At 41.6% G+C, this 24,874-nt stretch carries 20 protein-coding genes and 1 pseudogene; 13 read left to right on the top strand and 8 right to left on the bottom strand.

Going from position 1 to position 24,874, the window contains the following annotated elements:
* Positions 1–46 precede the first annotated feature (46 nt).
* Positions 47–202, top strand: a complete 156-nt coding sequence (locus tag V7K50_RS27500) for a hypothetical protein (RefSeq protein WP_334965706.1) — start codon at positions 47–49, stop codon at positions 200–202.
* An 18-nt stretch (positions 203–220) separates the two neighbouring features.
* Here V7K50_RS27500 and V7K50_RS27505 read toward each other — a convergent pair whose 3' ends face one another.
* Positions 221–3,265, bottom strand: coding sequence for a PA14 domain-containing protein (locus V7K50_RS27505; protein WP_334965708.1), 3,045 nt, complete (start codon positions 3,263–3,265; stop codon positions 221–223).
* A gap of 1,123 nt (positions 3,266–4,388) precedes the next feature.
* Between V7K50_RS27505 and V7K50_RS27510 the strand changes: the two genes are divergently transcribed.
* Positions 4,389–4,646 carry a hypothetical protein gene (locus tag V7K50_RS27510; RefSeq protein WP_334965710.1) on the top strand — a complete coding sequence of 86 codons (258 nt, stop codon included), beginning with the start codon at positions 4,389–4,391 and terminating at the stop codon, positions 4,644–4,646.
* 8 nt (positions 4,647–4,654) lie between these two features.
* Here the strand turns inward: V7K50_RS27510 and V7K50_RS27515 are convergent, their stop codons facing one another.
* Positions 4,655–4,912: a hypothetical protein gene (locus tag V7K50_RS27515; RefSeq protein ID WP_334965712.1), complete on the bottom strand. Its 258-nt coding sequence runs from the start codon at positions 4,910–4,912 to the stop codon at positions 4,655–4,657.
* Positions 4,913–5,115: 203 nt separating this feature from the next.
* Positions 5,116–5,997 carry an SDR family oxidoreductase gene (locus V7K50_RS27520; protein ID WP_334965714.1) on the bottom strand — a complete coding sequence of 294 codons (882 nt, stop codon included), beginning with the start codon at positions 5,995–5,997 and terminating at the stop codon, positions 5,116–5,118.
* 551 nt (positions 5,998–6,548) lie between these two features.
* Here V7K50_RS27520 and V7K50_RS27525 point away from each other — a divergent pair.
* A complete protein-coding gene (locus tag V7K50_RS27525) occupies positions 6,549–8,150 on the top strand; it encodes a peptide ligase PGM1-related protein (protein ID WP_334965716.1) in 1,602 nt (533 codons plus the stop codon).
* Between the two features lie 226 nt (positions 8,151–8,376).
* On the opposite strand, the gene V7K50_RS27530 is transcribed toward V7K50_RS27525, so the two are convergent.
* Positions 8,377–10,278: a serine/threonine protein kinase gene (locus tag V7K50_RS27530; protein ID WP_334965718.1), complete on the bottom strand. Its 1,902-nt coding sequence runs from the start codon at positions 10,276–10,278 to the stop codon at positions 8,377–8,379.
* A gap of 362 nt (positions 10,279–10,640) precedes the next feature.
* Between V7K50_RS27530 and V7K50_RS27535 the strand changes: the two genes are divergently transcribed.
* Together V7K50_RS27535 and V7K50_RS27540 are read left to right on the top strand one after the other, a co-directional pair.
* Positions 10,641–11,915 (top strand): DUF4255 domain-containing protein, encoded by a 1,275-nt coding sequence (locus tag V7K50_RS27535; RefSeq protein WP_334965720.1) that lies wholly within the window; start codon positions 10,641–10,643, stop codon positions 11,913–11,915.
* A complete protein-coding gene (locus V7K50_RS27540; protein ID WP_334965722.1) occupies positions 11,912–13,903 on the top strand; it encodes an ATP-binding protein in 1,992 nt (663 codons plus the stop codon). Before V7K50_RS27535 ends, V7K50_RS27540 begins: the two co-directional genes overlap by 4 nt.
* Here the strand turns inward: V7K50_RS27540 and V7K50_RS27545 are convergent.
* Positions 13,859–15,241 (bottom strand): annotated as a pseudogene (locus V7K50_RS27545) (tetratricopeptide repeat protein); the annotation flags it as partial. The gene V7K50_RS27540 and the pseudogene V7K50_RS27545 sit on opposite strands and share 45 nt — an antisense overlap.
* A 120-nt stretch (positions 15,242–15,361) precedes the next feature.
* Entirely contained in the window at positions 15,362–15,625 is a 264-nt protein-coding gene (locus V7K50_RS27550; protein ID WP_334965724.1) for a CopG family transcriptional regulator, read from the bottom strand.
* Between the two features lie 94 nt (positions 15,626–15,719).
* Between V7K50_RS27550 and V7K50_RS27555 the strand changes: the two genes are divergently transcribed.
* From V7K50_RS27555 to V7K50_RS27590, 8 genes are all read left to right on the top strand, one after another.
* Positions 15,720–16,424 (top strand): Uma2 family endonuclease, encoded by a 705-nt coding sequence (locus V7K50_RS27555; RefSeq protein WP_334965726.1) that lies wholly within the window; start codon positions 15,720–15,722, stop codon positions 16,422–16,424.
* An 89-nt stretch (positions 16,425–16,513) separates the two neighbouring features.
* The gene (locus V7K50_RS27560) at positions 16,514–16,834 is read left to right on the top strand and encodes a hypothetical protein (protein WP_334965728.1); all 321 of its coding nucleotides are present in this window, start codon (positions 16,514–16,516) and stop codon (positions 16,832–16,834) included.
* Positions 16,835–16,999: 165 nt separating this feature from the next.
* Positions 17,000–17,932, top strand: a complete 933-nt coding sequence (locus V7K50_RS27565) for a ferritin-like domain-containing protein (protein WP_334965730.1) — start codon at positions 17,000–17,002, stop codon at positions 17,930–17,932.
* A 127-nt stretch (positions 17,933–18,059) separates the two neighbouring features.
* Positions 18,060–18,842 (top strand): isoprenyl transferase, encoded by a 783-nt coding sequence (locus tag V7K50_RS27570; RefSeq protein ID WP_334965732.1) that lies wholly within the window; start codon positions 18,060–18,062, stop codon positions 18,840–18,842.
* Positions 18,843–19,444: 602 nt separating this feature from the next.
* Positions 19,445–20,365, top strand: a complete 921-nt coding sequence (locus V7K50_RS27575) for a histone deacetylase family protein (protein ID WP_334965734.1) — start codon at positions 19,445–19,447, stop codon at positions 20,363–20,365.
* Positions 20,366–20,674: 309 nt separating this feature from the next.
* Positions 20,675–20,812, top strand: coding sequence for a hypothetical protein (locus V7K50_RS27580; RefSeq protein ID WP_334802832.1), 138 nt, complete (start codon positions 20,675–20,677; stop codon positions 20,810–20,812).
* A 177-nt stretch (positions 20,813–20,989) separates the two neighbouring features.
* The gene (locus V7K50_RS27585; RefSeq protein WP_334965736.1) at positions 20,990–21,436 is read left to right on the top strand and encodes a tellurite resistance TerB family protein; all 447 of its coding nucleotides are present in this window, start codon (positions 20,990–20,992) and stop codon (positions 21,434–21,436) included.
* A gap of 261 nt (positions 21,437–21,697) precedes the next feature.
* Positions 21,698–23,053, top strand: a complete 1,356-nt coding sequence (locus tag V7K50_RS27590) for a UDP-N-acetylmuramoyl-tripeptide--D-alanyl-D-alanine ligase (RefSeq protein WP_334965738.1) — start codon at positions 21,698–21,700, stop codon at positions 23,051–23,053.
* Positions 23,054–23,377: 324 nt separating this feature from the next.
* On the opposite strand, the gene V7K50_RS27595 is transcribed toward V7K50_RS27590, so the two are convergent.
* Positions 23,378–23,713, bottom strand: coding sequence for a hypothetical protein (locus V7K50_RS27595; protein WP_334965740.1), 336 nt, complete (start codon positions 23,711–23,713; stop codon positions 23,378–23,380).
* Positions 23,714–23,918: 205 nt separating this feature from the next.
* Entirely contained in the window at positions 23,919–24,320 is a 402-nt protein-coding gene (locus V7K50_RS27600; RefSeq protein ID WP_334965742.1) for a fasciclin domain-containing protein, read from the bottom strand.
* Positions 24,321–24,874 lie beyond the last annotated feature (554 nt).

The following is a 24,874-nucleotide window of genomic DNA, read 5'->3' on the forward strand; positions in this document are numbered from 1 at the left end:
AAGGGACTGACAAGAAATAAATTATCCATTTTGTGGGGTGGGCAACATGAGCGCTCTAAATCTGGGACGGGTGGGGACACCCATCCCACAAAAAATATCCCAAAACCGACACAAAACCCTCTCTATTTATCCTCTCTCTGTGTTCTCTGCGTCTGGAGTGGTAGCCTTCGGCAAGCCCTTCGGTCTACGTTTATTTGGATAATTTCTTTGTTGGAAATCCCTAAACAGGTCGGAAGCGAGCGATCACGCCTCCGGTCAAGTTTGCGTAATACAGATTACCATCTGGTCCAGTGGTGATTTGTGCAGTTACCCCTAGATTAGGCGTGTCTGCTTGGGAAGCAAAGCGCTTAACTGAGACAACTTTGCCCTGACTATTCAATGTCAAAGCATCGATAGTTCCTTGACTGAAATCGCCAACGAATAAAGCACCTTGATAGATTGAGGGGAAAGTATCGCCTGTATAAAAGTCACCCATGACAATCGAATTAGAAGCACCAAAATGGTTGTAAGTGTAAATTGGTGCTGTAACAGTTGTGCCACTATTATAAAAGTCTTGCGCTGCATCTAGGGGAGAATATTTAGGTTGTTGCAGGCTGACGATATTACCATTTGCATCAAGACCACCTTCATAGAATGGCCAGCCAAAGTTAGCTCCTGGTTTTCCGACATTAACCTCTTCCCAAGTAGTGAAGCCAACATCACCAATGTAGGGGGTATTGGTCTTTTGATCAATTGTGAAGCGGAAGGGATTACGCAGACCTGAGTCATAAACTTTGGAAATATTGCTATTGGCGTCACCGTTGTAGAAAGGATTACTTGATAACCCTTGACCAGTAATGGCGTTAATCCGCAGAATCTTACCGGACAGATTATTATTATCCTGGACGCGAATTGCTCGCGGGTCTATGCCATTGTAGGAAGTGCCATCTCCTACGCTAACAAATAGAGAACCATCAGTACCAAAGCGCACAGTACCAATTGTGTGAGATTCACTATCATTGGCGATAAAATCCTGGATATTTTGGACTTTACCCTGATTATTCAGATAATCCTGTAAGCTGGTAAACGGCTTACCAGTATCTTTGTTGAGAATTCCTGATGGTGCATAGCCAAGTGAGACATCTGTGCTATTTCCATCTGGGTGGCTGATATACTGCCAACTGGCATTTTTGCCTAGCAGCACAACTTCGCTGCCAGCAATAGCAGTAGTGTAATTAGTGTTGGGATCAGCTGTGACGCGAGTTAGCCGTGCAGTCCGATTCCCATTCTGATCGGGATTGTCCAATGTGCTATTGGGATTGTTCTTAGGATTGTTTGGATTAGTTTCTGGTGGATCGTAGGTATACAACAGGTAAACATAATTGTTACCGTTTGGATTTTTGCCAAAATCTGGATGTACGGCAATGCTCAACAGACCGCGATCGCGCGTATCATTTACCTGTCCAGAAATATCGATAAATGGTGTTGATAATAATGTGCCGTTTCTCATGACTCGCACTACCCCATTTTTCTGGGCAATGAACATGGTCTTACTATCAGGTGTCCAGTCAAAAGCTGTGGGTTGAGTCAAACCAGAAGCTACCGTATCTAAAGCAAAGTTACCAGGGTCATTATCAATAATACTGATAGTTGTCTGTTGAGTAGTTAGCTGCACTCCAACTGCGTTACTGAACTTCAAACTAAATGTTTCATTTGATTCCCCAATGGTGTCATTAATAATGGGGATAGCAATTGTCTTGCTGGTTTGTCCGGCTGCAAAGTTTAAGGTTCCAGATACAGTTTGGTAGTCAGATCCCGCTTTAGCCGTCCCATCCACGGTTATGTAGTCTAGACGAGCAGATCCCAAAGCGTTACCCCGTGTAACTGTCACCGTTGCAGAACCGTCACCCTCATTAACTATTGGCTTACTGAAGTCGAGGGCAGAGCGATCGTTATCTTGAATCGTAATTCCGAGAGTTCTTTGGAGTCCTAATGTTGCCCCCTGTGGCTGATCAATGACAAAATTAAAGGTCTCATCTGGTTCTGGTAAGGAATCATCATTGATGGGAATGGATACCTGTCTGCTGCTTTGTCCCGGCGCAAAGATAACTGTTCCAGCGCTTTCAACGCCTTCACTTCCGTAGTCAACTCCTGCTGTGGCAGTATTAGATAGGGTGGCATACTTAATTGAAGATGTACCGCTTAAGTCACCGCTCCTAAGTATAGTTACATTAACACTACTAGCGCCTTCGCTCACAGTGGTGGAAGATGATCCTAATGTGATGGTGGTCTGAAGAACTGGTGAATACAGTTGAGACTGAGGAATGATTTCTTTGGTCTGAGAGGAACTTGACCAAGACAGTTTGGAAACGGCTACGGATAGATTATCGTAGTATTCGAGTTTGATATTGTACTTCTGACCTGCAACCAGTGCGATGGAGCCACTGTATTCTGTGGCAGGTTGATTGATAAACTTATCGATGACTAGTTGATCGTTGACCCACAGGCGTATACCATCATCACTAGTGGTGTAAAATTTGTAATTTTCGCTGTACTCAGCTTCTACCTGACCTGTCCAACGTACCGAGAAGGTATCTGCACCGACGGACGGTGCTGGAGAACCAGTGCCCCAATTAAAGTTCACCGTCGGATCTATGCGAGTTTGCTTCAGATTGGTGAAGTTGATGTTGTCGTAGTACTCTGCTTTGAGTCCGTTGCCATTAGCAGCGATGTTGACATTACTATACAGTTGAGACTGAGGAATGATTTCCTTGGTTTGAGAGGCGCTTGACCAAGACAGTTTGGAAACGGCTACGGATAGATTATCGTAGTATTCGAGTTTGATATTGTACTTCTGACCTGCAACCAGTGCGATGGAGCCACTGTATTCTGTGGCAGGTTGATTGATAAACTTATCGATGACTAGTTGATCGTTGACCCACAGGCGTATACCATCATCACTAGTGGTGTAAAATTTGTAATTTTCGCTGTACTCAGCTTCTACCTGACCTGTCCAACGTACTGAGAAGGTATCTGCACCGACGGACGGTGCTGGAGAACCAGTGCCCCAATTAAAGTTCACCGTCGGATCTATGCGAGTTTGTTTCAGATTGGTGAAGTTGATGTTGTCGTAGTACTCTGCTTTGAGTCCATTTCCCTGAGAAAGCACATTGCTAGCCCGAGCGGAAGTACTGCTTAGTTGTGCTTGATTATCTAGAGCAGATGGTTGAGCAGCAATTATTGGACTTGGAGATGTTGACAACGGTTGATTCTGTGATTCATTCATTCAGATAGATCCCTCACAATAGTTCTAAAACTAATGCCATAATCAATGATTTATGATTAGTTTTATCTTTAATACTTTCAACAAAATTCGTAAGTACGATAGAGAAAATATATTAATAAAAAAGAATTATTTCCCTATTAATATATTCATTACTATTGATAGTATTTCACTCAATTGCTGATAGAAATTATCTGTTATTATGCTCATATACTCCACTACATTTACTGTCTACTTATATCAACATTAAGATGAGATAGCATGACGAAATGATACGCATTTCTACATCTTCATCTGAAAGCAGATATATAGAAAAGTGCGTATGAGAAAAAATACCAGAGATTAATTTAAGGGCGCATTAGTCCTTATTAATCTTTGTTTGATTTCTACAAATTTATGGCAGCTTCTAATCTCACTGATATACAGATGCATGAAGTTGAGGTGAAGCAATACCCAACCAGAGTAGATATTTAAGTATCTCAGGTAAGATATTGAACATTTGTATTTAAGTATTTTACTGGGATCAATGAATTACACATTTGAAAATATATCACAGTGTTATGTCTATCTTTTTTGTGGAGCTTTGTTTAGTTAAAAATTCACATTTATATATCCTTTTTTAAAGGAGTATTAAATTTTTGATGATATTTAAATAAAAGTTCCCAAGGTAGAATTAACAACCTAATGGATAATCTCATACTTTTATCCACATAGTTATTTAATTAGATGAAAATTCTATAAAGAAAGTCTTAAATCTTTAAAGATTTGAAAAAGTATTAATTATCTATACTGTATATTGACTGTAAATTCATATCTTTGTTACAAGAACCAGCAGAGATATCGCTCTTCTATGACTATGGAGAGAGAATAATCCAAGCGATTAGAAATCGCGGCTACACAAACTCTCGTCCCTTCGGGTTCGGGAGTGACGCTCGTTGCGCTAAAGCGTCTCCCCTTGGAAGAAGACTCGCTTTCCGCGTCCTATCGCAATCGACGCCAAGCGCCAAGACTGCGACCCCCTCACCGCCTGCGCGGACTAACGCCAAAATAGGGTTTCAAATTTAATCTGGCGAGAGTAATAAAAGAGCGATATAGTACTAACCTCAAGTCAGTGGAGTAAAAACTTTTGCAAAAGCTGAACACAATCTGCTGGAATTTCCCGATCGCTCATACTTTTCGAGTAACTTTGTTGTCGGTAGACTATCTAGCGATCGCTAGGCGACAGTTTATCTTCTCTACGAGACGCTGTGCGATCGCTGAATGCAAGGAATTCTCAGCGTCTGAAACCCTTGATATTCCGTTCATCTATCAAAGTTTTCAATTTACACCAAGTCGGAAAAATTACAAGTTTGACGTTGCACATTCCCACTTTCCCCTAGACTAGGCTCACTTTTACAATTCTGATTCCGTTATTGGAGCAACAATTTCGCCAGTACCCAATTGCAGTATCAAGTCTTGCTCAGTAATTAATCCACTAAGTTCTTTTACTTGTAAATTCATTTCTTCACAAGCTTGTCTGAGTTCTCGGGCAAATTTGTTGATATCTTCACCATAGCCACACTGATAAGCAGCAGTTTCAATTCCTTGCTTGGCATTTGCTCTAGCACAATCTACTAGTTCTGTGCCATGAAGTGGTGTAGGAGATGCCATAAAGGTAGTTATTATTTCTTAAATGTACGCTGTTAGATAGATTATCAATATTTAAACGTTGACTCATCCCTCCAATGGAAGACAATGAGGGTAGAGTTAGGAGTTTAGAGTTAAGAGTTATAAATTCAGGATATATCGTTTATAACTTCTAACTCCTAACTCATAATTTTTACCTCCTAACTCCTAACTCCTAACTATTTAACTTACCCATTGATAACTTCTCCACCATTGACATGTAACACTTGCCCAGAGATATAAGAACCATCATCAGAGGCTAAAAATACGTAGCTAGGTGCAACTTCTTCCGGTTGTCCGGCACGTTGCATTGGTACTTGTTTACCAAAATTTTCAACTTTATCTTCGGGAAAAGTTGAGGGAATTAAAGGTGTCCAAATTGGTCCAGGTGCTACAGCATTAACGCGAATTCCCTTTGACACCAAATTTTGTGATAAAGAGCGAGTAAAGGCAACGATCGCACCTTTTGTGGAGGAGTAATCTAGCAGATGTGGGCTACCTTTATAAGCTGTTACCGATGTGGTATTGATGATAGAACTGCCTACTTGTAAATGCTTGAGTGCAGCTTTAGTCATGAAAAACATCGAGAAGATATTAGTGCGGAAAGTTCGCTCTAGTTGTTCTTCGGTAATTTCCTCGATACTTTCTTGCGGATGTTGTTCGGCGGCGTTGTTGACGAGAATATCGAGTTTGCCAAACTCATCAACTGTTTGTTGTATAGCTTGCTGACAAAAAGTTTCATCGCCAATATCACCTGCGATGGTTACTGCACGTCGCCCTTGTTTTTTTACCAAATCTTTGGTTTCTTTGGCATCATCGTGTTCATTGAGGTAAAGGATCGCCACATCCGCACCTTCTTTAGCAAATGCGATTGCAACCGCACGACCAATACCACTATCTGCACCCGTAATCAATGCTACTTTATTTTGTAACTTACCACTACCATGATACCGAGCATCATCTGCTTTGGGTTTTGGTGTCATTTCTTTTTCAACACCGGGTGTTTCTTGCTGCTGTGGCAGTTGTAATTTTTGCTCTTTTTTCTCTTTTTGCTCTTTTGATTTAGCCATAGGTTTTGTGTTGGTAATTGAATATTGAATTGGGCATTGGGTATTAGGTACACCCCATATTTTTCATCTCTGCTATTCTCCATTTCAAAAGTAAACCTTGGATCGAAAATTCAACCCAAGGCTTAATTTTTACTTTGACTATCAATAGCCATTTGCAGTTTTAGGCATTTATATCCTGGATGTTTGCCAAACTTACTTATTTTTAGCAACTTTACGCAACTTACATTATTTATCCTCACGTCTGACCATTAAAAATAAATACACAACTCTGATGTGATGAATAATTTATCTTTTTCATCTGCTTTCAAGTTAACTATTATATTGCTGTAGTTTATCGCTCCCTAGAGGTAAAGTAAGCTGCAATTAGCTCAACCTTAAGACGGAAAAGAAATTAAATAAGTCGCCAATCTGCGGGTTACTAGAGTTTAATTTATCCTTGGGGACTTACTTAAATTTTTTTTGCAAAACTATCTGAATCCTGACACGGCGACTAGACATTTTCCAAAAGCCTTCATGGTGCGCTACATTGAGATCATTAGAGGGCAGGGGTTATGGCAAGACTAAATATTTCTGAGTTAGAACAGGTTGAAAAATTTCGCCACTTACAATTAACCCTGCGCGATCGCTGGAAAACGAGCGAACTATTTGACAATAGTGAAGCGGATATTTTAATTATTCCCTCCCTGAGTCTGGATCAACACGAACTCCAAAAGATCGAAGGCTGCGAACATTATGAAGAAAGATTACTATTTTCCTTAATTCGATTGTCTAATCCCCAGACTCGGCTGGTTTATGTAACATCAGTACCGTTGCATCCTAGTATCATTGATTATTATCTGCAACTGTTGCCAGGAATTCCCTTTTCTCATGCTCGCAATCGCTTGCTGTTACTTTCTACTTACGATTCCTCCCTTAAGCCCCTCAGCCAAAAGATTTTAGAACGCCCCCGTCTGCTAGAACGCATTCATAAATCTTTGAGGCTAGATAAATCATTTATGATCTGCTACAACTCTTCGCACTGGGAAGGCGAATTGTCTTTAAAATTGGGTGTACCACTGTATGCTGCTGCACCAGATTTACAGATTTGGGGGACAAAAAGTGGCAGTCGGCAAATCTTCGCCCAAAGTGGAGTACCGCATCCAGATGGCAGCGAAAAAGTTTGGAACCACACAGATTTGGCAGAAGCTACGGCTGATTTGTGGGAAAGACAACCGACATTAAAACGGGTAGTAGTAAAACTCAACGAAGGCATTTCTGGAGAGGGGAATGCATTGCTGGATCTTAGACCGATTGAGAATTTAGCACCAAGCAAAGGTACTCATACTCAAAGGGTAGCGGCAATTAGCGATCGCTTCTCAACAATGCGCTTTCAAGCAAAACAAGAAACTTGGGATAATTTTTCGGGAAGAATCCCGGAATTAGGGGCAATTTGCGAAGCATTTGTGGAAGGGGAAATTAAGCGATCGCCCAGCGTCCAAGGACGGATCACACCCAATGGCGAAGTCGAAATCCTTTCAACCCACGACCAAATTCTCGGAGGTCCAGACGGTCAGATTTATCTTGGTTGTAGCTTTCCTGCTGATGAAAGCTATCGGTTGCAATTACAGCAATTGGGACTACAAGTTGGCAGAAAATTAGCAGAAAAAGGCACTTTAGAGCGATTTGGTGTCGATTTTATCGCCGTTGATCGAGGTAATAAAGAGTGGGATATTCAGGCGATCGAAATTAACCTCCGTAAAGGCGGTACAACTCATCCATTCATGACCCTAAAATTATTAACCAACGGTCGTTATGACCTTTCCACGGGTTTATTTTATAGTCAACAAGGTCGTCCAAAATACTATATTGCCACTGATAATCTGCAAAAAGAGCGCTATCAGGGATTATTGCCTAATGATTTGATGGATATTATCGCTGAACACAGACTGCATTTCGACAGTGGTACAGAAACGGGCACAGTGTTTCATCTTATGGGTTGCCTTTCGCAGTTTGGTAAATTGGGATTAACCAGCATCGGTGATTCCCCGCAACAAGCACAAGACACTTATAACAAAGTGGTCAAAGTTCTCGATGAAGAAACCCGCAGCGAAAATCATGATTTCTCCCCGTTTTCAGATTATTCCTTTCCCGTGGCTTGGGATGAACATAGTTAATAAATCTCGTATCAGGGACTTCCAAATAAAAAAATGTTCCAAAACTGACGCAAAAACTCTCTCTATTCCTCCTCTCTCTGTGTTCTCCCGAAGTTTGCTCAACGCGGGGAACCCGCGCACGCAACTTCTCTCTGTGTCTCTGTGGTAGCCTTCGGCAAGCCCTTCGGTCTACGTTTATTTAGATAATTTATTTCTTGGAAGTCCCTCAAGCTAGCTTTTTAGCTGATTAGTTCTGAGTCCGCCCACTATTAGGTAAACCTTGCTGGTTGCTTGGCTCTTTGCCAGATTGCAATTGAGTATATATATAGGTTACTAATGCTAAAGTCAACCCAACAGCCAAGACTATTCCCACGATTCGCAATAAATTGGGAGAGATTCCCGTTGCTATCTGTCCATTTCCCTTTGGTTGGTAAATAGTGTCATCCGTTTGGGCTTGTGGTCTGCCTTGATTCGATGCCTGTCGCGGTTGATACAACGTATTATCTGATGTCGGTTGTTGTCCGCCTTGATTCGATGGCTGTCGTGGTTGATACAACGTCTTATCTGGTGGCGCTTGTTGCCCACCTTGATTCGATGGCTGTCGTGGTTGATACAACGTCTTATCTGGTGGCGCTTGTTGTCCACCTTGATTTGATGGCTGTCGTGGTTGATATAACGTCTTATCTGGTGGCGCTTGTTGCCCGCCTTGATTCGAGCCAGGTCGAGGTTGATACAATGTATTATCTGGTGGCACCTGTTGCCCACCTTGATTTGAGCCAGGTCGAGGTTGATACAATGTATTATCTGGTTTACTGGCGTTCGGATTACTCACAGGATTCTGTTGACTTTGCTCAATTGGGTTAAATGGTCTGGGAACAGTTTCGTGATTTGAACCTTGATTGTACCCAGCATCGAGGGGAGGAACACTTTCCTGTAATTTGTTTTGGTCAATCGGGTTAAACTGTCTGGGAACAGTTTCGTGATTTGAGTCTTGATTGTATGGAGATGGAGGACGAAGAATGGTGTCGTCGTTTGATTGTCTGGGAACAGTTTCGTGATTTGAGCCTTGATTGTATGGAGATGGAGGACGAAGAATGGTGTCGTCGTTTGATTGTCTGGGAACAGTTTCGTGATTTGAACCTTGATTGTAAGAAGGTTGGGGTTGCCCAGTAATCTGTTGAGGTTTACTAGTAGTCTCGGCGACCAATTTGGCAGCAGCTTGTAAAGCCTGATTTAGTTCTTCTACTGTGGCAAATCGGTTAGCTGGGTTCTTGTGGAGGCATTTCATCACCACTGCTTCCAATTCTACGGATAAATGCTCACACCCTGGTTGCGATCGCAGTGGTTTTGGTGGCTCATAAGCATGAGCTAACACCCAAGAAGCTTCACTGATATGACTACCCTTAATGCTGATTCCAAATGGATCGGCGGCACTCAGCATTTCATAAAGGATAATCCCTAAGCTGTAAATATCACCCCTGGCATCCAGGTTTTTATCACTTTGGATTTGTTCAGGAGGTGCGTAACGAAATGTACCAATAAATGTACTAGTAATATTTGTAATATTGGAATTTTCTGAAGATTCACTCCGAATTTTGGCAACACCAAAATCCAAAACCTTTACCCACTCGCCCAAATCGGTAGGTACTAAAAATATATTATCTGGTTTCAGGTCACGATGAACTACCTGAATATGTTCAGTGGTTTTCCCGCCATCTCGTTGCAGAGTCACTCCTTTATGGGCAAGCTCTAGACCCTTGCAAACTTGCGCCATAATCTTCACCGCCCGCTCAACAGACAGCCGCTTTTCGCGCAGCAGTAACTGCCTGAGGGTTTGCCCCCGTAAATATTCCATTACGTAAAATGGAAAACCTTCCGGGGTTACACCACAGTCACTAATTTTAACAATATTGTCACTTTGCAAAGCGGCAGAAACTGCCACCTCCCGCTCAAAACGCTTTCTCATTTCTTGTGATGCCACTAGCGTATCTTTGAGCAACTTCAACGCTACCTGCTGACCGACACGGGTATCCGTTGCTAGGAAGACTTCTCCCATGCCACCCCCGCCTAACCGTCTGTCTAAACGGTATCGCTGGTTATCACCTACAAAGCGACCATTCCAAGAATTTGAAGAAGGCGGGGATTTCATTTGGGGCAACCCATCCTAGTTACTTCACAGTGTTAACTTTATTCAGAGATAATACTAGTATGACAAATTTCTTGCTGACTTCGTAACTTAGATGAGTATTAGTAATATATACTACTAGTGCTTATCCAATTATACTCAGCTTAACATAAAAGTAATGCTAGAAATTTGATAAAATATTTAAAATTTAAGACTTATGACAGTTGAAAGTTGTTCCTGACGTTAAATTCACGCAAATGCCCATTAACTTTTGTATGCCGTGCAGATAATCTTCGTTACAGAATATTTAAAGTTTTGCAAAATATATTCTGTCAATGTACTCTGGCGTACATGATTAATATGTGCTATTGCCATGAGGAACGAGGATGAGTAATGTGCTCTCTATAGCCGCCGTGACAGCAGTACTAAAAGTCTTGCTGGAAAATGGTTTAGTCAGCGATCCGATCGCTGCTAGTGTTGGTGATGTGATTGTAACTGCCTTACCACCCGATCGAATTTCAGTTGAAGCTGACGAGCGTGCTCAAATCAACCTCTTTCTCTATCAAGTGACGCAGAATCGCAATGTCGATTGGGTATCTCAGGAATTTCGCGGCAGGCACTCACGTATTAATGGCAACCCGCGCTCTGTGACTCCACCACTAGCTCTTGATCTCCATTACTTGCTAACAGCTTATGGAGCCAAAGATTTTCAGGCGGAGCTTTTACTGGGTTATGCAATGCATTTATTACACAAAACACCAACTATTACATCTGATATTATTGAAAATACTCTGATAAATGCATCTACCACCAATACCTCAAGTGCTTTTTCGCAAGCTGTAGCAACTGTGTCTGTATCCGATTTAGCTGAACAAATTGGGCAGATAAAATTAACTCCAGAGTTTTTTAATATGGAAGAAACTTCTAAGTTATGGTCTGTTTTACAAACGCACTATCGGCCTTCAGCGAGCTATCTGGCATCAATGGTATTGATTGAGAGTAGCCAATGTGACAACCCTGAAGGTTTCTACATGATGCCCTTGTCTCAACCGAGTATAGAGCAAGTTATGGCTTCGGCAAAGACCGATCAAATGATTGTTGCAGGTACAACATTAGTAATTCGTGGTAAGCGGTTACGGGGTGAAATCACACGAGTTCGTTTGGGTAATACGGAGAAATTAATAGTACCTCAAGATGTTAAAGAAACCCAAATCAGCCTGTTAGTTCCGCCAGATTTATACGCAAGTGTGCAGGGTATCCAAGTTGTACACCTGACAATGGGCAATGGAGGGCAAACCAATCATCTAGTTGAATCAAATGTTGCGGCTTTTGTCCTACATCCAACAATTACAGCATTCGTTGCTGAAGTAAAAAATAGCGGCGACAATTTACGCACAGCCGAAATTACCGTTAAATTCCAGCCCAAAGTTGGTAAAGCACAGCGAGTAGTTTTGCTACTCAATGAAGTGTCAGGTGATAGTCCAATAGTTTACTCTTTCTTTGTTGCACCACGCACTGAAGATACTGATGCGATCGCTATTCCTGTTAAAAATGTGAAGCCAGGAAATTATCTTGTCAGGGCGCGGGTAGATGGAGCGGAAAGTCCACTGCACAAGAATCAGTCTGGAGCTTATGATTCGCCACAGGTGACTATGTTATGAATCCGACAACAATTAATCGCAATTGGGATCAGGCAAACTATCGCTATCTATCAGCAGCCCTAGCCGTGGTGCGTGGGATTTTAGAAAATCACACGGCAAAAGAGCAAAATCAACCAGAGGACAAAAACCAAGAGATTTTACAGCAGGCGTTACAGTCAGCCTCTGTTGCTATGCCTGCACCATCAGCATTGGAGAGAGTATGCAAAATGTTTAGCCTCTCATCCTTTGAACATGATTTGTTGCTGTTGTGTGCAGGTATGGAATTGAATGGAGATTTTGGGAAATTATGTGCTATAGTTCACGGAGATTCACAACGAGCTTACCCAACCATCAGTTTAGCTCTTGCAGCTTTACCTAACGTCCACTGGGATGCGATCGCTCCAAATGGTCCCTTACGTCATTGGCGGTTAATTCAAATTGGTGATGGTCATGCTCTTACCCTCAGTCCGTTAAAAATTGACGAGCGGATTTTACATTATCTCACAGGCATTCAATACCTTGACGAGCGTCTAGCTGGCATCATTGAACCATTACAAGAGGTTAGTGATTTAGTACCCTCGCACCAAGATTTAGCAGAGCGAGTGGCAGCAGTGTGGTTACAAGGTTACAAGGTTAATAACTTGCCAATCGTCCAGTTATGTAGTAAAGAAACTGCTAGTAAATACGCCATTGCTGCTACAATTTGCCAACTCCAAGGTTTAAACCTGTGGGTAATACCTGCACAAGTTATTCCCTTAGCACCTAGCGAGTTGGATAATCTCATCCGCCTATGGACTCGTGAGACGATTTTAAGTAAATGTGCCTTACTCATAGACTGCAACGAACTGGATACTAATGATACGGCACGGCTGAATGCGATCGCTCGTTTCATCGAACGCACAAAGGGCTTTTTAATAATTACGAGTCGGGAACGCATCGGCTTATCACAACGCCTGGTAGTTAATTTTGACGTACATCAACCAACTACCAAAGAACAAGGTGCAGTTTGGCAAGATGCGCTAGGTGCAATGGGGGAGCAAATGAACGGGCAAGTTAAAACCCTAGTGGATCAGTTTAATCTAAGTGCTGCAACCATTCGCGCTGCTTGTGCAGAAGCCGCAGGACAGTTAGCCCAAACACCGGAAACCGATATCAGCGATATTGTCTGGGATGCCTGCCGTGTGCAAGCACGTCCCCGCTTAGATGAACTCGCCCAACGAATTGAGCCATCTGGTGATTGGGAGGATTTGGTATTACCAGAGGCACAGAAACAAATTCTTAGGGAAATTGCGGCTCATGTACGTCAGCGTAGTACTGTATATAATAATTGGGGTTTTGGTGCCAAGAGTGCTAGGGGATTAGGAATCAGCGCTCTATTCGCAGGTGCTAGCGGCACTGGTAAAACCTTGGGGGCGGAAGTGTTGGCACAGAAATTGCGTCTCGATCTCTATCGCATTGATCTATCATCGGTAGTCAGCAAATATATTGGGGAAACAGAGAAGAATTTGCGCCGGGTGTTTGATGCCGCAGAACAAGGCGGGGTGATTTTGTTGTTTGATGAAGCCGATGCTTTATTTGGGAAACGGAGTGAAGTCAAAGATGCCCGCGATCGCTATGCCAATATAGAAGTTAGCTACCTATTGCAACGCATGGAAAGCTACCCAGGTTTAGCAGTTCTGACTACGAATCTGAAGAGTGCAATTGATACAGCCTTCCTGCGGCGGATTCGCTTTGTGGTGCAGTTCCCCTTCCCCGATACAACGCAACGAGCGGAGATTTGGCGACGCGTTTTTCCAGATGATACACCAACGACAGACTTAGATGCTCTACAACTGGCACGGCTGAATGTGGCTGGGGGTAATATTCGTAATATTGCCTTAAATGCAGCTTTCTTAGCTGCCGATGCTGGGGAACCAGTGCAGATGAAACACATATTGCGGGCGGCTCAGACAGAATATAGTAAGTTAGAGAAACCCTTGACTGATGCGGAAATTGGAGGGTGGATTTGATTTTAAATCAATTAGCGATCGCCTTTGAGTAGCGCAGGTGAAAATTTTTTCAACTTGTTTCGGTGCTTTGATTTCAGTAAATAGCTGAATCGCCTGATTGAAATTCATTTGGCTTTCATCAGGTTTTGCCATCTTCTGATTAGTTAAACCTAATTGAAAATAAGCTTCAGCTAGATTACACTTTGCACCTATTTTATCCAAAAGTTCGATTGCTTCTGCATGATTAACAAGAGCTAATGCAAAATCTGTTTGTTGTCAATGGATTTCTGCTAAACCATTGAGAGTTTTTGCTTTTACCTGCATATAGTGACTTTCTTCAGCAAAACTCAAGGCTTGGTGCAGTATTTGATTTGCTTTATAAAAATCTCCTAAATTTAGATATTTTTGAGCTAAAATTTGCATGAAATAGGCAAATCTTCCAGTTTGTTCCACCAATCTTTCGTTTATAATATTTTGATAAGCTACATTTGCTAATTGATAGGAAGCATCACATAAACCTAAATAAGAATATACCAAAGCTAAACAAACTGAAGCTTTCTCTGCCCAGCGATGATGCTCGGTATTTTGAGCCAGGTAAATTACTTGTTGAAATAAGTTTACGGCTGCCTCTAGTTCCCACAAATCTATTTTGTAAAGACCAATACTTAATAAAGAATCTACCTCTAGCATTCTCAGATAGTAAACTGGATGTTTATTCTCTGGCTGAGGTACAAGTGATTTGAGTGCTTGGGTTGCCAGATTAATAGTCTTTTCTTGACAAGCGATCGCTTGACTAATCTTACCTGTTATCCAATATAAATCACTCAATATATTATAAAGTTCACTGAGATTTTGGTCATTTTACAGATGGTTAAAAACTTGATTGATTGCCGCAAGTATCGGTTTAATTCAACCCATCCGATACAACGTACTACCAAGAGGTAAAAACTGCTGCCATTGATTATTTCTGCTTTTTAAAATTACCCTACCTGCTAACTCAAACTCTTGAATTTCTATATAATGATAATATGCTTCTAGAGCTTGCAAAGCATCTTTAAAGGTTTCAATTTGTTTAACACTAGTTGTCCAAAATTCTGCGGCTTTGTGGTTGGCAATTTCCCATTCATCGCTGGGGCGTAAACGTGCGTAGGCGTAGCCAGTCGTAGATATCGCTTCTTTGCGAATCACAGGATGCAGCCAATATTCGCCTTGATCACACTCCACCAAAGACCGATTTCTTAAGGAGGCAATAATTTGGCGATGTTGATCGGGTGGGACATCCCAAAGTAAACAAAATAACCCTTGAGATGGGATAGTAGGTATATCATTGTTACCACCTCCTCTAGCAAGAAGAAGGTAACAAGTTTCGGTAATTACAGGGTAAGTAGTGACTAGTGGTTCATTGAGAGCATTTAAAACTTGTAGTGCTAATTGATGTATTGATCGTTTTGGTTTCCAAGTGCAACGAAAAAGCCAGTATCAGCGATGATCATACTTTTCTTGCATTAGCGATCGCACAATAGCTTCGGAATTAGCAGCTAAGTCAGTTTCCCCTTTGAAACAGCCGATAAATTTACTTTGCTTGAGTTTAGCTAAGGGATCTGGTTTTTGTTGCTGAAGTTGTTGATAGCGCAGTTCAATCGAAGACTTAATTGCCTCTACTGTATCTTGGTCAGCCTCTTGTTGGATGTAGGCAAGCTTTTGAGCATGTTCTTCATCTAGCTGAATATCAAAATTCTTCATTGCCACTAACTTAGAACGTTTACCTAAAGTATATCGTCCGCGTCGAATCGTCTAGAATAAAACTCATTAGGTAACATCAGCACCATCATTACTTATGGTGAAATCAGACTCCCGTCAATTGCCTAGCAGTGCTGAACTTCCTTGTTCAGACGATACCCCTGTGGATAACGAAGACCAAAACTTTATTCCTAACCTGCTTCTCTTTTTGCTGCAATATATTTGGGCAAACCGTAATGACTGGTTTTTCAGTGTGGATATGGGCGTTTACCATACTACAGGGGTTAGTCCACTTGTACCGATTGTACCAGACGGATTTTTGAGCTTAGGTGTAGAACGCCGCAAGGCAGATAAATCTCGTAAAAGCTATGTTGTTTGGGAAGAAAACAATATTGTACCTATCTTGGCTTTAGAAATTGTTTCCTTAACTCCGGGTGGAGAATATGATAAAAAATTAGATACTTATGCCAAATTAGGAGTACTTTACTACATTATTTATAATCCAGAGTATTGGCAACGCGTTAGCGAAGCGGCTCCTTCGGAGCTTCGCCACCAACCTTTTGAAGTTTATCGCTTAGTAGATGGTAGCTATCAATTGCAAATTGGTGAACCTTTTTGGATGCCAGAAATTGGTTTGGGAATTGGGCGATCGCAATACGTATCTGGTAGTATCCAGCGTCAGGTTTTGTATTGGTATGACCGACAAGGAAAGCGCTATCAAACATCAGAAGAACAGTTGGAATTAGTGCAACAACAACTTGAGCGTTATCGCCAGCAATTTGGGGATTTACCAGAGAGTTGAGCAGTGAGGTAATTCGTAATTTTTTTATTCTTTAAAATAAGAAAAATAAACCCGCAATCTGCTGTATTTCGATAACCTAAATTGTTATTTTGCCAGTCATATTTGTTATTTTAAGGTTGATTGAAAATGCCGTGTATGAAGAAATTTTTTGCCTGGGGAATAAAAAGTATCAAATACTCATTGCTGAGAGTGGGATGAGGTACTGGGCAAGCCTAGCCTATGAAGAAATTATCACAAGAAAAAAGAAAGGCAAACCCAGGCAGTTATTAAAGTGGTCATACATTGTAGAACTGAAGCAGGGTTCTGAGCTATTCGATACTCTTGTCCCAGATGGAGGTGCTTGGGCACCGTTGATAACCTATTTAAAAGAAATTGCTCGACAACACTCAGAAGGTAATTTTCCAAGTTAAAACAAGTAATTCATAAGCTTGAATAAGACTGGTAGATTTTAGTACTACTTTTTCCCCGACTCTTCTAACTGCATCAGATAAAACTGCCGACTTCAGCCGACTGACAAAAGAAAGTGCGATCGCTTAGGCTATTGGGCATAGAGATAAAAAATTGAGTATAAAAATATGCTTAATACCCTCAGTTCAATTGCAGAAGACTTAGATCCCAGTCCTCATTACTTGCAAACACAACGCCGCATTCGTTCACTTATAGATAGATATATTGCAGTTGAAAAACTACATGAACGTCTGGAAGATTTACCGATACAGTTTGCCAATCCCCAACCGCGTCCCTGGAAATCTATTGATTGGCAGACAATTAACCGCAATCAAATTATCGGCTTAGACGCAGAGGTATTTCTATCTATATTGATAGGTGCAATGGATACGGAAGCTCCCATTCGCGGCTATACCCAAACAAGTCGGCAGTATTTAGAAAAATTGCATCCTCAGATGGCTCGGTTTGTTGGTGGAACAGTCGGTGAAGATGGCGACTTGCTGGAACTTGGTTTGTGGGAAAAGGAAGAACGTCAGCACACACCTGCATTAATCAAAGTCTACACCCAATTAACAGGCGAAAAAATTACCCCAAAACTTCGGACTGTTAGAAGCTATTTCCCCACAGATGACGCTCACGAAGATTTATATCGCCACGGCTTACACCGCATTGCCACAGAATACGGTGCAACCTGTCTTTATATTTGGCTCATGGCTCACACAACTGGCGCACTCCAGGATGTTCTAGAGGAACTAGCACAGGATGAAATCAATCACATGACCAAATTCTGGGGGTTTGGAGTCTGGGCTTTCCCTGATACTGGGTTGATGCGAATTGGACGCACACTCATCAAAACGCGATCGCAAAACTATCAGCGTAACAACCTTATGCGTACCCTCCGCCGCATGATGGCTACCCTCAACTGGAATGCTTGGTCATTAACCAACAAAACAACTCTCCTCTTCACCTTCACCTACACAATGCATCGTTTGTGGAGTTGGAACAATAGCCTAACACCAGAGTATTTGCAAGATTTATTTGAATTTGGAATTACTGAATAAACCTTTTGCACTCTCCTGTACGCCTAGAACGTGAGCTTTTCATACTCTTTATCTCTCAAACTCTGATTTCTCCGTGTCCTCTGCGGTTCGTTATTCCGTAACTCTTATTCATCAACGCAAAAAATCCATGACTTCCAAACTTCTCTCAACATTACCCAGCGATTTAAACCCCGAAAAAATACCCCAACATATCGCCGTCATCATGGATGGTAACGGACGATGGGCAACCAGTCGAGGATTACCGCGCATTGCTGGACATCGCCAAGGAGCAAAGACACTCAAAGAACTATTGCGTTGCTGCAAAGATTGGGGAGTCAAAGCGTTGACAGCCTACGCTTTCTCAACAGAAAATTGGCAGCGTCCTGTTGAAGAAGTAGATTTTCTAATGCATTTGTTTGAGCGATTACTACACCGCGAGTTGGCTCAGATGCTTCGAGAAGGTGTACGAATCTCGTTTATTGGAGATTTATCGGCTTTACCCAAGTCTCTACAGACGGAAATGGAACGTTCAATGACAGAGACATTAAACAATCAAGCAATCCACTTTACTGTTGCAGTCAACTATGGTAGTCGCAACGAAATTACCAAAGTTTGCCGTCAAGTAGCTCAACTCGTGCAACAGGGCAAACTTAATGCAGAACAAGTGAATGAAAGTCTTGTAGAACAACATCTCTACACAGCAGATACTCCAGAACCCGATTTGCTGATTCGTACCAGTGGTGAGATGCGGTTGAGTAATTTTCTCTTGTGGCAAATGGCGTATACAGAAATGTATTTCACCGATATTCTTTGGCCAGATTTTAATAGAGAAGCATTTCATCAGGCTTTGTTGAGCTACCAAAGACGCGTAGGCGTAGCCCGTCGTAGACATCGCCGTTTTGGTCAACTTAAAGCTTCACTATCAGCTTAGTCAACCATTCACCAGACATCGCCTCAAAATTAAACCGGATTTTTACCATGAGCGATAAAACAGGAGTCAGAATTCAGAATTCAGAATACTCTACCCACAAGGGGATAGAGTTTTGATTACGAAAAATATTTATTTTGGTTTCGCCCACCAGGGGGGAGGTTTTAACCAATATTCAGACGCTCGCGGACTCGCTTTTCGCGTCGCTATCACCCACTCGTACAGAATTCATGCTGAATTCTGACTCCTGAGTTCTGAATTCTTCTCATAAAGTAAAAGCACCCACATTACCAGGATGGTATATGAGCGCTCATAAATAAAAACATTATCGAGGATAATCTATCTGCTATGACAGACCGAAGTAACTATAAGAATAGCAGGCACTGGGTAAATAAACTGCAAGGGTAGTTACAAATGTTTTGTTAAAAATATTACTTACCGGAAATTTGATGCTTGACTTAGGCAAAATCCAATGGATTGCGAAATCCTATTCTCCTCAAGAACTCTTTGCTGCCTTGGTTTGGCAGCGTCAGTTCAATTCTGTTTGAAAGCTGGCAAAATTTGATTCAATATTATGAGTGTCCCTTGCCAAAGTTTTTTGTTCTATGCTGCCAGTCATCTATTCCGACGAATTTTTAGATCACAAGACTGGAAAATACCATCCCGAAAGACCAGAACGCTTGATAGCGATCGCTACTGCCCTCAAAGCAGCTACATTCGCAGATAAAATTGTCTGGCGATCGCCTACACCAGTATCAGAACAACCATCACTCATGTCTTCGTTGGTGAAAGCCCATAGCCCAGCCTATATCAAAAAACTTTGGCAAATTGCTTCTAGTGGTGGCGGACCTTTGGATGGAGATACACCAGTTTCCCCACGTAGTTATGATGTGGCATTGTTGGCAGTTAGTGCATGGTTAGATGGAGTTGAGGCGGTGTTAAAGTCAGCTAATCCAGCTTTTGTACTAGCGCGTCCACCCGGACATCATGCAGAAAGTGATACAGGGATGGGCTTTTGCCTATTTTCTAATGCTGCGATCGCGGCTTTATTTGCCCTGGAACAACCCGGAGTTAAACGTGTCGCCATCCTCGATTGGGATGTACATCACGGTAATGGTACTCAGTCCATTGTAGAAACTTATCCACAGATTGCTTATTGTTCGTTACATCAGTACCCATGCTATCCCGGTACTGGAAGATCGACAGAACGCGGCTTTCATAATAATGTATTAAATTTACCAATACGTCCTGGTAGTGATATTGCAACATATCAGCCACTATTTGAAACAGAAGTAGTACCGTTTTTAGCAAACTTTCAGGCGGATTTACTGATTGTGAGTGCTGGTTATGATGGCAATGCCGCAGATCCTTTGGCAAGTATCAACTTGCAGCCAGAAGACTATGCTTTATTTACTGATTATTGTCTAGGGCTAACTCGTAAAATTCTGTTTGGCTTAGAAGGTGGTTACGATTTTGATACTCTTTCTCAATCAGTTGTAGCGACGATTCAACCTTGTTTAGTCTAGGTTAGGGACTGGGGAAGGTGGGGCCCCGGGGATAAGGGGTAATGGGGATTGGGGACTGGGATTGGTGAATGGGACTGGGGACTAGGGGGAAGTTGGAGTAACTTAGAGTAAGTTTTTCCCCAATGCCCAATGCCCAATTCCTATTTTGTAAACTTTATCGAATCTTCAGAAAGAAAAAGTTTGATTAGGGTTCTGAAAGAGCTAAAGTTTTGTTAAGATGCAATTGCTAGCAGTTTCTCAACGAAATTCACCTATCGGGGTGTGGAGAAATAAAAAGTACTAGCAGCACAAAATTCAAAAGGTGAAGCAATGACCACCTATATTTTTTTTGATGAAGCCTTACGGATGCTGACCAACGCCTATTTGATATCAGCAGTACTGTTAATAGCAGTTTCTGGCATAGGTTTGGCGGTAATTGAAACAATAGAAAAGACAGGAGAAGGCTAAGTTTACAGATAGCAATGTAGTTCCTGCCAAAAACCATTGGGTGCAAGTGTTCGCCGTGAATAAATCTTGGGAACACTAAAGTAGAAAAGTCTCATAGCGTTATAGTCTTACCTGTAAATCTACCAAACATACAGGTAGTTATAGCGCTATTGGGACTCTAACCAAGGAGCTACTACAATGGGTCTATTCGACGCTGTGTTGGGCACAGAAAGCCAAACCCAAGCAGCACTCAATCCAGCAGAAGCTTTTGCTGTCATTATCTTGACGGCAACAGCCTCAGACGGTTATCTTTCTGTTGAGCAAGCAAATTCTATCACTTCTGTGCTGTCCCGGACGAAACTTTTTAAAAGTTATCCCCAGGAAATGATGAACAGGCTATTTGAGAAAATATTGGGCATTCTCCAGGGGGATGGTTTTAATGCTTTGTTTGATGCAGCAAGAGATTCTCTATCTCAAGACTTGCGAGAAGCAGCTTTTGCAGTAGCTACCGATTTAGTCTTAGCTGAAGGTATTCTAGGTGAAGAAGAGAAAAACTTCTTAAATGATTTATATCAAGCTTTAGGAGTTTCTAGTGAGATAGCAATACAAATTGTGCAAGTAATCTTGATTAAAAACCGGGGATAGTACGATAGAACATAACTTTTTATGCCGATTATCCCTACCCCATTAAACTATATAAGTAGCTTATAAATCAAGGGTGGCACGGGATTTAAGCTTCTTTGCCCCTCTTTTTTGGTGTCATTCTAACTGTGTGTAGATTTATTATTGCTCTGTAGAGACGTTGCATTGCAACGTCTCTATATAGATCGTGGAAATTATCTGATCTAAACAATATTGTGTCATAATTCGATTTTATAATTTTGAACTCTAAATTGTAAATTGCTTATGCGTTGTTCTGCCACCCTAACCGAACTGGTTGAAGTTATTTTAGCCTATCCTGTAAACTTATCTGAAAATGCCTTAACACAACTAACTAGCGGTATCCAAACAGATAGCCGCACCCTGAAGCCAGGTGAAGTATTTGTCGCTTTACGAGGCGATAAGTTTGATGGACATGAATTTGTCGCCACTGCGATCGCAAAGGGTGCTTTAGCTGCAATCGTAGATTTTGAATACGAAAATCCTGGATTCCCTGTATTACAGGTAAAAGACACCCTCAAAGCATATCAAAAAATCGCCCGATGGTGGCGCGATCGCTTTAACATTCCGGTCATTGGTGTAACAGGTTCTGTGGGCAAAACTACAACCAAAGAATTGATCGCCGCAGTTTTAGCCACAAAGGGACGAGTTCACAAAACTTATGAAAATTACAACAATGAAATCGGTGTCCCGAAAACTCTCCTAGAACTTGGCGCAGAACATGACTACGCCGTGATTGAAATGGCGATGCGGGGTAAGGGACAAATTGCCGAACTGACGCAAATAGCGCGTCCAACAATTGGAGTAATTACCAATGTGGGAACGGCGCATATTGAGTTACTGGGTTCGGAAGAAGCGATCGCTCAGGCAAAATGTGAGTTATTAGCCGAAATGTCTACTGATAGCGTAGCAATTCTCAACCACGATAATTCCCTATTAATGGCCACAGCAGCGAAAGTTTGGCACGGAGAAGTTGTAACTTTTGGTTTTTCTGGTGGGGATATTCAAGGGCAATTAATTGATCACGAAACTGTGGAAGTCGCAGGAATCCAACTACCTTTACCTCTACCTGGTCGTCACAATGCAACTAATTTCTTGGCAGCTTTAGCGGTGGCAAAGGTGTTGAGAATTGATTGGGCATCCTTAAAAGCAGGTGTGATGGTGGATATGCCCACAGGTCGATCGCAGCGATTTACTTTAGCCAATGATGTGGTAATCTTAGATGAGACTTACAATGCTGCACCAGAAGCTATGATAGCAGCATTACAATTATTGGCAGACACACCCGGAAAGCGGAAGATTGCCGTATTGGGTGCAATGAAAGAATTGGGAGAGCGATCGCACCAGTTGCACCAGCGAGTGGGAGAAACAGTGCGAAAGTTGAATTTAGACGGCTTGTTGGTTTTGGTAGATGGACAAGATGCCGAAGCGATCGTTAAAAGTGCCGAGGGCATTCCATCGGAGTGTTTTGCAACTCATGCCGATTTGGTGGCTAGGTTGAAGACATTTGTGCAAGGAGGCGATCGTTTATTATTCAAAGCCGCCCATTCCGTGGGACTAGATCGGGTAGTCAATCAATTATGTGCAGAATTTCCCAAATGAATCTACCACTAGAAACCCAACGTCTCAGACTGCGAGACTTTGTAGAGTCAGATTGGCGAGGGGTTCATCAATACGCCCACCCCACAAGAAATAATTGAATATTTTTTTATTTGTCAGTCCCTTATTTGTTGTCAGTCCCTTACCTTACCAGAAGCGATGATCGCAGCGTTACAATTATTGTCAAACACACCCGAAAAGGCAGTTTTAGCCTTTTCGGATGCTATGAAAGAATTGTCAGGATAGATGTCTAATGACAAGCACCTACACGTCTATGCACCAGGGAATTGAATAAATAGTGCGATCGATGGATAGTAGGTGTAGATTTTAGGCGTTGTTGGAAAGACTAGGGCTGTTATTGTAGCGTCTTTGAAAAAGAATTGCTGCGAAATTAGTCACTAAACAGGTGATTGCTAGCAACAGCAATATATAAGTAGGAGCCATTACCACGCCAAGCATGAACCAAGTATATACGTGCAGTATCATTACAGAAGCAAAAAAGCTGGCAATTCCAGCAGATTGCCATACTTGATGTGATGGGCGACGTAATGCTACCAGGCTCATCGTTAAAATTGTGACAAGCAAGTTCGCTGGTACGAGAAATGCACAAATACTTATGCAGTTGCCACAAGAAAACTCAGCTAAGGTGTTAAAATCGAGCATTAATTTATTGGGATAGATGTTAGCTTTTTAAGAATTTAACTTATTTTATTTTAAAATAACGAAATTTACCCTGCTATACTAATGATAAATAATATCACAAGTATAACATAAATTAAATATATTAGTTGCGTTTTGACACTACGAATAGTTACTTAATTATAAAGGTTTTGGATAAGTAGGGTGGGTATTTTCCACCCTAGCTGAATTAACCTGGTAAAATCACCGTATCGATAACGTGTACTACACCATTATCAGCTTCGATATCTGCTGCTAAAACTGTGGCATTTTTAACTTCAAAACCATCAGAAGAATCAATTTTAATGGGTGAACCTTCCACAGAATTAACCGTACCGAGTTGGGCTAAATCAGCTTTTAGCAGCTTTCCTGGAACGACATGATACTTTAAAATCCGCGTTAGCTGGGGAATATTCTGTAACAGAGTTTGGATAGTTCCCTCTGGTAACTTGGCAAAAGCATCGTCATTTGGTGCAAAGACAGTGAACGGACCAGGACTTTTTAATGTTTCTACTAAACCAGCAGCTTGTACAGCCGCCACCAGGGTTTTGAAAGACTCAGCCGTAACTGCAATATCAACAATATCAGCCATATATTTCACCTAAATCTCTGCAAAAGATTTTAAAGGATAATAAACCTTTTTCATTAATCCAAAAAGTTTTTCTCAAAGAGCGATGGCTGGGTTGGGCTACCCCTACGCTAATCACAGGTACGTGTATAAAGTCCTATAAGATACCAAATATAGAGCTAGTGCTTATGCTACTCTGAAAGATTTCAAAAAATGAACTGATGAAAGTAGTGTCTAGTATATTGGCTAAAAAAATTGACTATTTCATTAGAACAACTGGCTTTAACATACTCAGAAACCGTTGATGAGGTTATTGAGTGTTTAAGTAATTCGGCGAGAATAAATCAAAAGACATCTCTGAAAAAAAATTGTTTTGACGTAGCAGTCTACGTCTCTACAAGGGTTCTGGGTAACGCATATTTAATTTCTGGAGATGTCTAAACTACATTACAGCAGTTTTCATGTATTTGAACCACATCTGTCGTAGGGGCACAGCATTGCTCATTGGTGTCAACTTAAGCAAAAAGTAAGCAAAAGATGTAATCTAAGAACATCAATAATGATGTTCTTAGAGATAC

The sequence above is a fragment of the Nostoc sp. genome (genome assembly GCF_036917135.1).
Taxonomy (GTDB): Bacteria; Cyanobacteriota; Cyanobacteriia; order Cyanobacteriales; family Nostocaceae; genus Nostoc.

Excerpts from the sequence above, each read along its gene's own strand:
- V7K50_RS27500 (WP_334965706.1), top strand. The coding sequence starts at position 47 with ATGAGCGCTCTAAATCTGGGACGGGTGGGGACACCCATCCCACAAAAA.
- V7K50_RS27595 (WP_334965740.1), bottom strand. The coding sequence starts at position 23,713 with ATGCTCGATTTTAACACCTTAGCTGAGTTTTCTTGTGGCAACTGCATA.
- V7K50_RS27505 (WP_334965708.1), bottom strand. The coding sequence starts at position 3,265 with ATGAATGAATCACAGAATCAACCGTTGTCAACATCTCCAAGTCCAATA.
- V7K50_RS27555 (WP_334965726.1), top strand. The coding sequence starts at position 15,720 with ATGGTGAAATCAGACTCCCGTCAATTGCCTAGCAGTGCTGAACTTCCT.
- V7K50_RS27575 (WP_334965734.1), top strand. The coding sequence starts at position 19,445 with ATGCTGCCAGTCATCTATTCCGACGAATTTTTAGATCACAAGACTGGA.
- V7K50_RS27540 (WP_334965722.1), top strand. The coding sequence starts at position 11,912 with ATGAATCCGACAACAATTAATCGCAATTGGGATCAGGCAAACTATCGC.
- V7K50_RS27570 (WP_334965732.1), top strand. The coding sequence starts at position 18,060 with ATGACTTCCAAACTTCTCTCAACATTACCCAGCGATTTAAACCCCGAA.
- V7K50_RS27585 (WP_334965736.1), top strand. The coding sequence starts at position 20,990 with ATGGGTCTATTCGACGCTGTGTTGGGCACAGAAAGCCAAACCCAAGCA.
- V7K50_RS27515 (WP_334965712.1), bottom strand. The coding sequence starts at position 4,912 with ATGGCATCTCCTACACCACTTCATGGCACAGAACTAGTAGATTGTGCT.
- V7K50_RS27600 (WP_334965742.1), bottom strand. The coding sequence starts at position 24,320 with ATGGCTGATATTGTTGATATTGCAGTTACGGCTGAGTCTTTCAAAACC.
- V7K50_RS27580 (WP_334802832.1), top strand. The coding sequence starts at position 20,675 with ATGACCACCTATATTTTTTTTGATGAAGCCTTACGGATGCTGACCAAC.
- V7K50_RS27525 (WP_334965716.1), top strand. The coding sequence starts at position 6,549 with ATGGCAAGACTAAATATTTCTGAGTTAGAACAGGTTGAAAAATTTCGC.
- V7K50_RS27590 (WP_334965738.1), top strand. The coding sequence starts at position 21,698 with ATGCGTTGTTCTGCCACCCTAACCGAACTGGTTGAAGTTATTTTAGCC.
- V7K50_RS27530 (WP_334965718.1), bottom strand. The coding sequence starts at position 10,278 with ATGAAATCCCCGCCTTCTTCAAATTCTTGGAATGGTCGCTTTGTAGGT.
- V7K50_RS27520 (WP_334965714.1), bottom strand. The coding sequence starts at position 5,997 with ATGGCTAAATCAAAAGAGCAAAAAGAGAAAAAAGAGCAAAAATTACAA.
- V7K50_RS27550 (WP_334965724.1), bottom strand. The coding sequence starts at position 15,625 with ATGAAGAATTTTGATATTCAGCTAGATGAAGAACATGCTCAAAAGCTT.
- V7K50_RS27535 (WP_334965720.1), top strand. The coding sequence starts at position 10,641 with ATGAGTAATGTGCTCTCTATAGCCGCCGTGACAGCAGTACTAAAAGTC.
- V7K50_RS27565 (WP_334965730.1), top strand. The coding sequence starts at position 17,000 with ATGCTTAATACCCTCAGTTCAATTGCAGAAGACTTAGATCCCAGTCCT.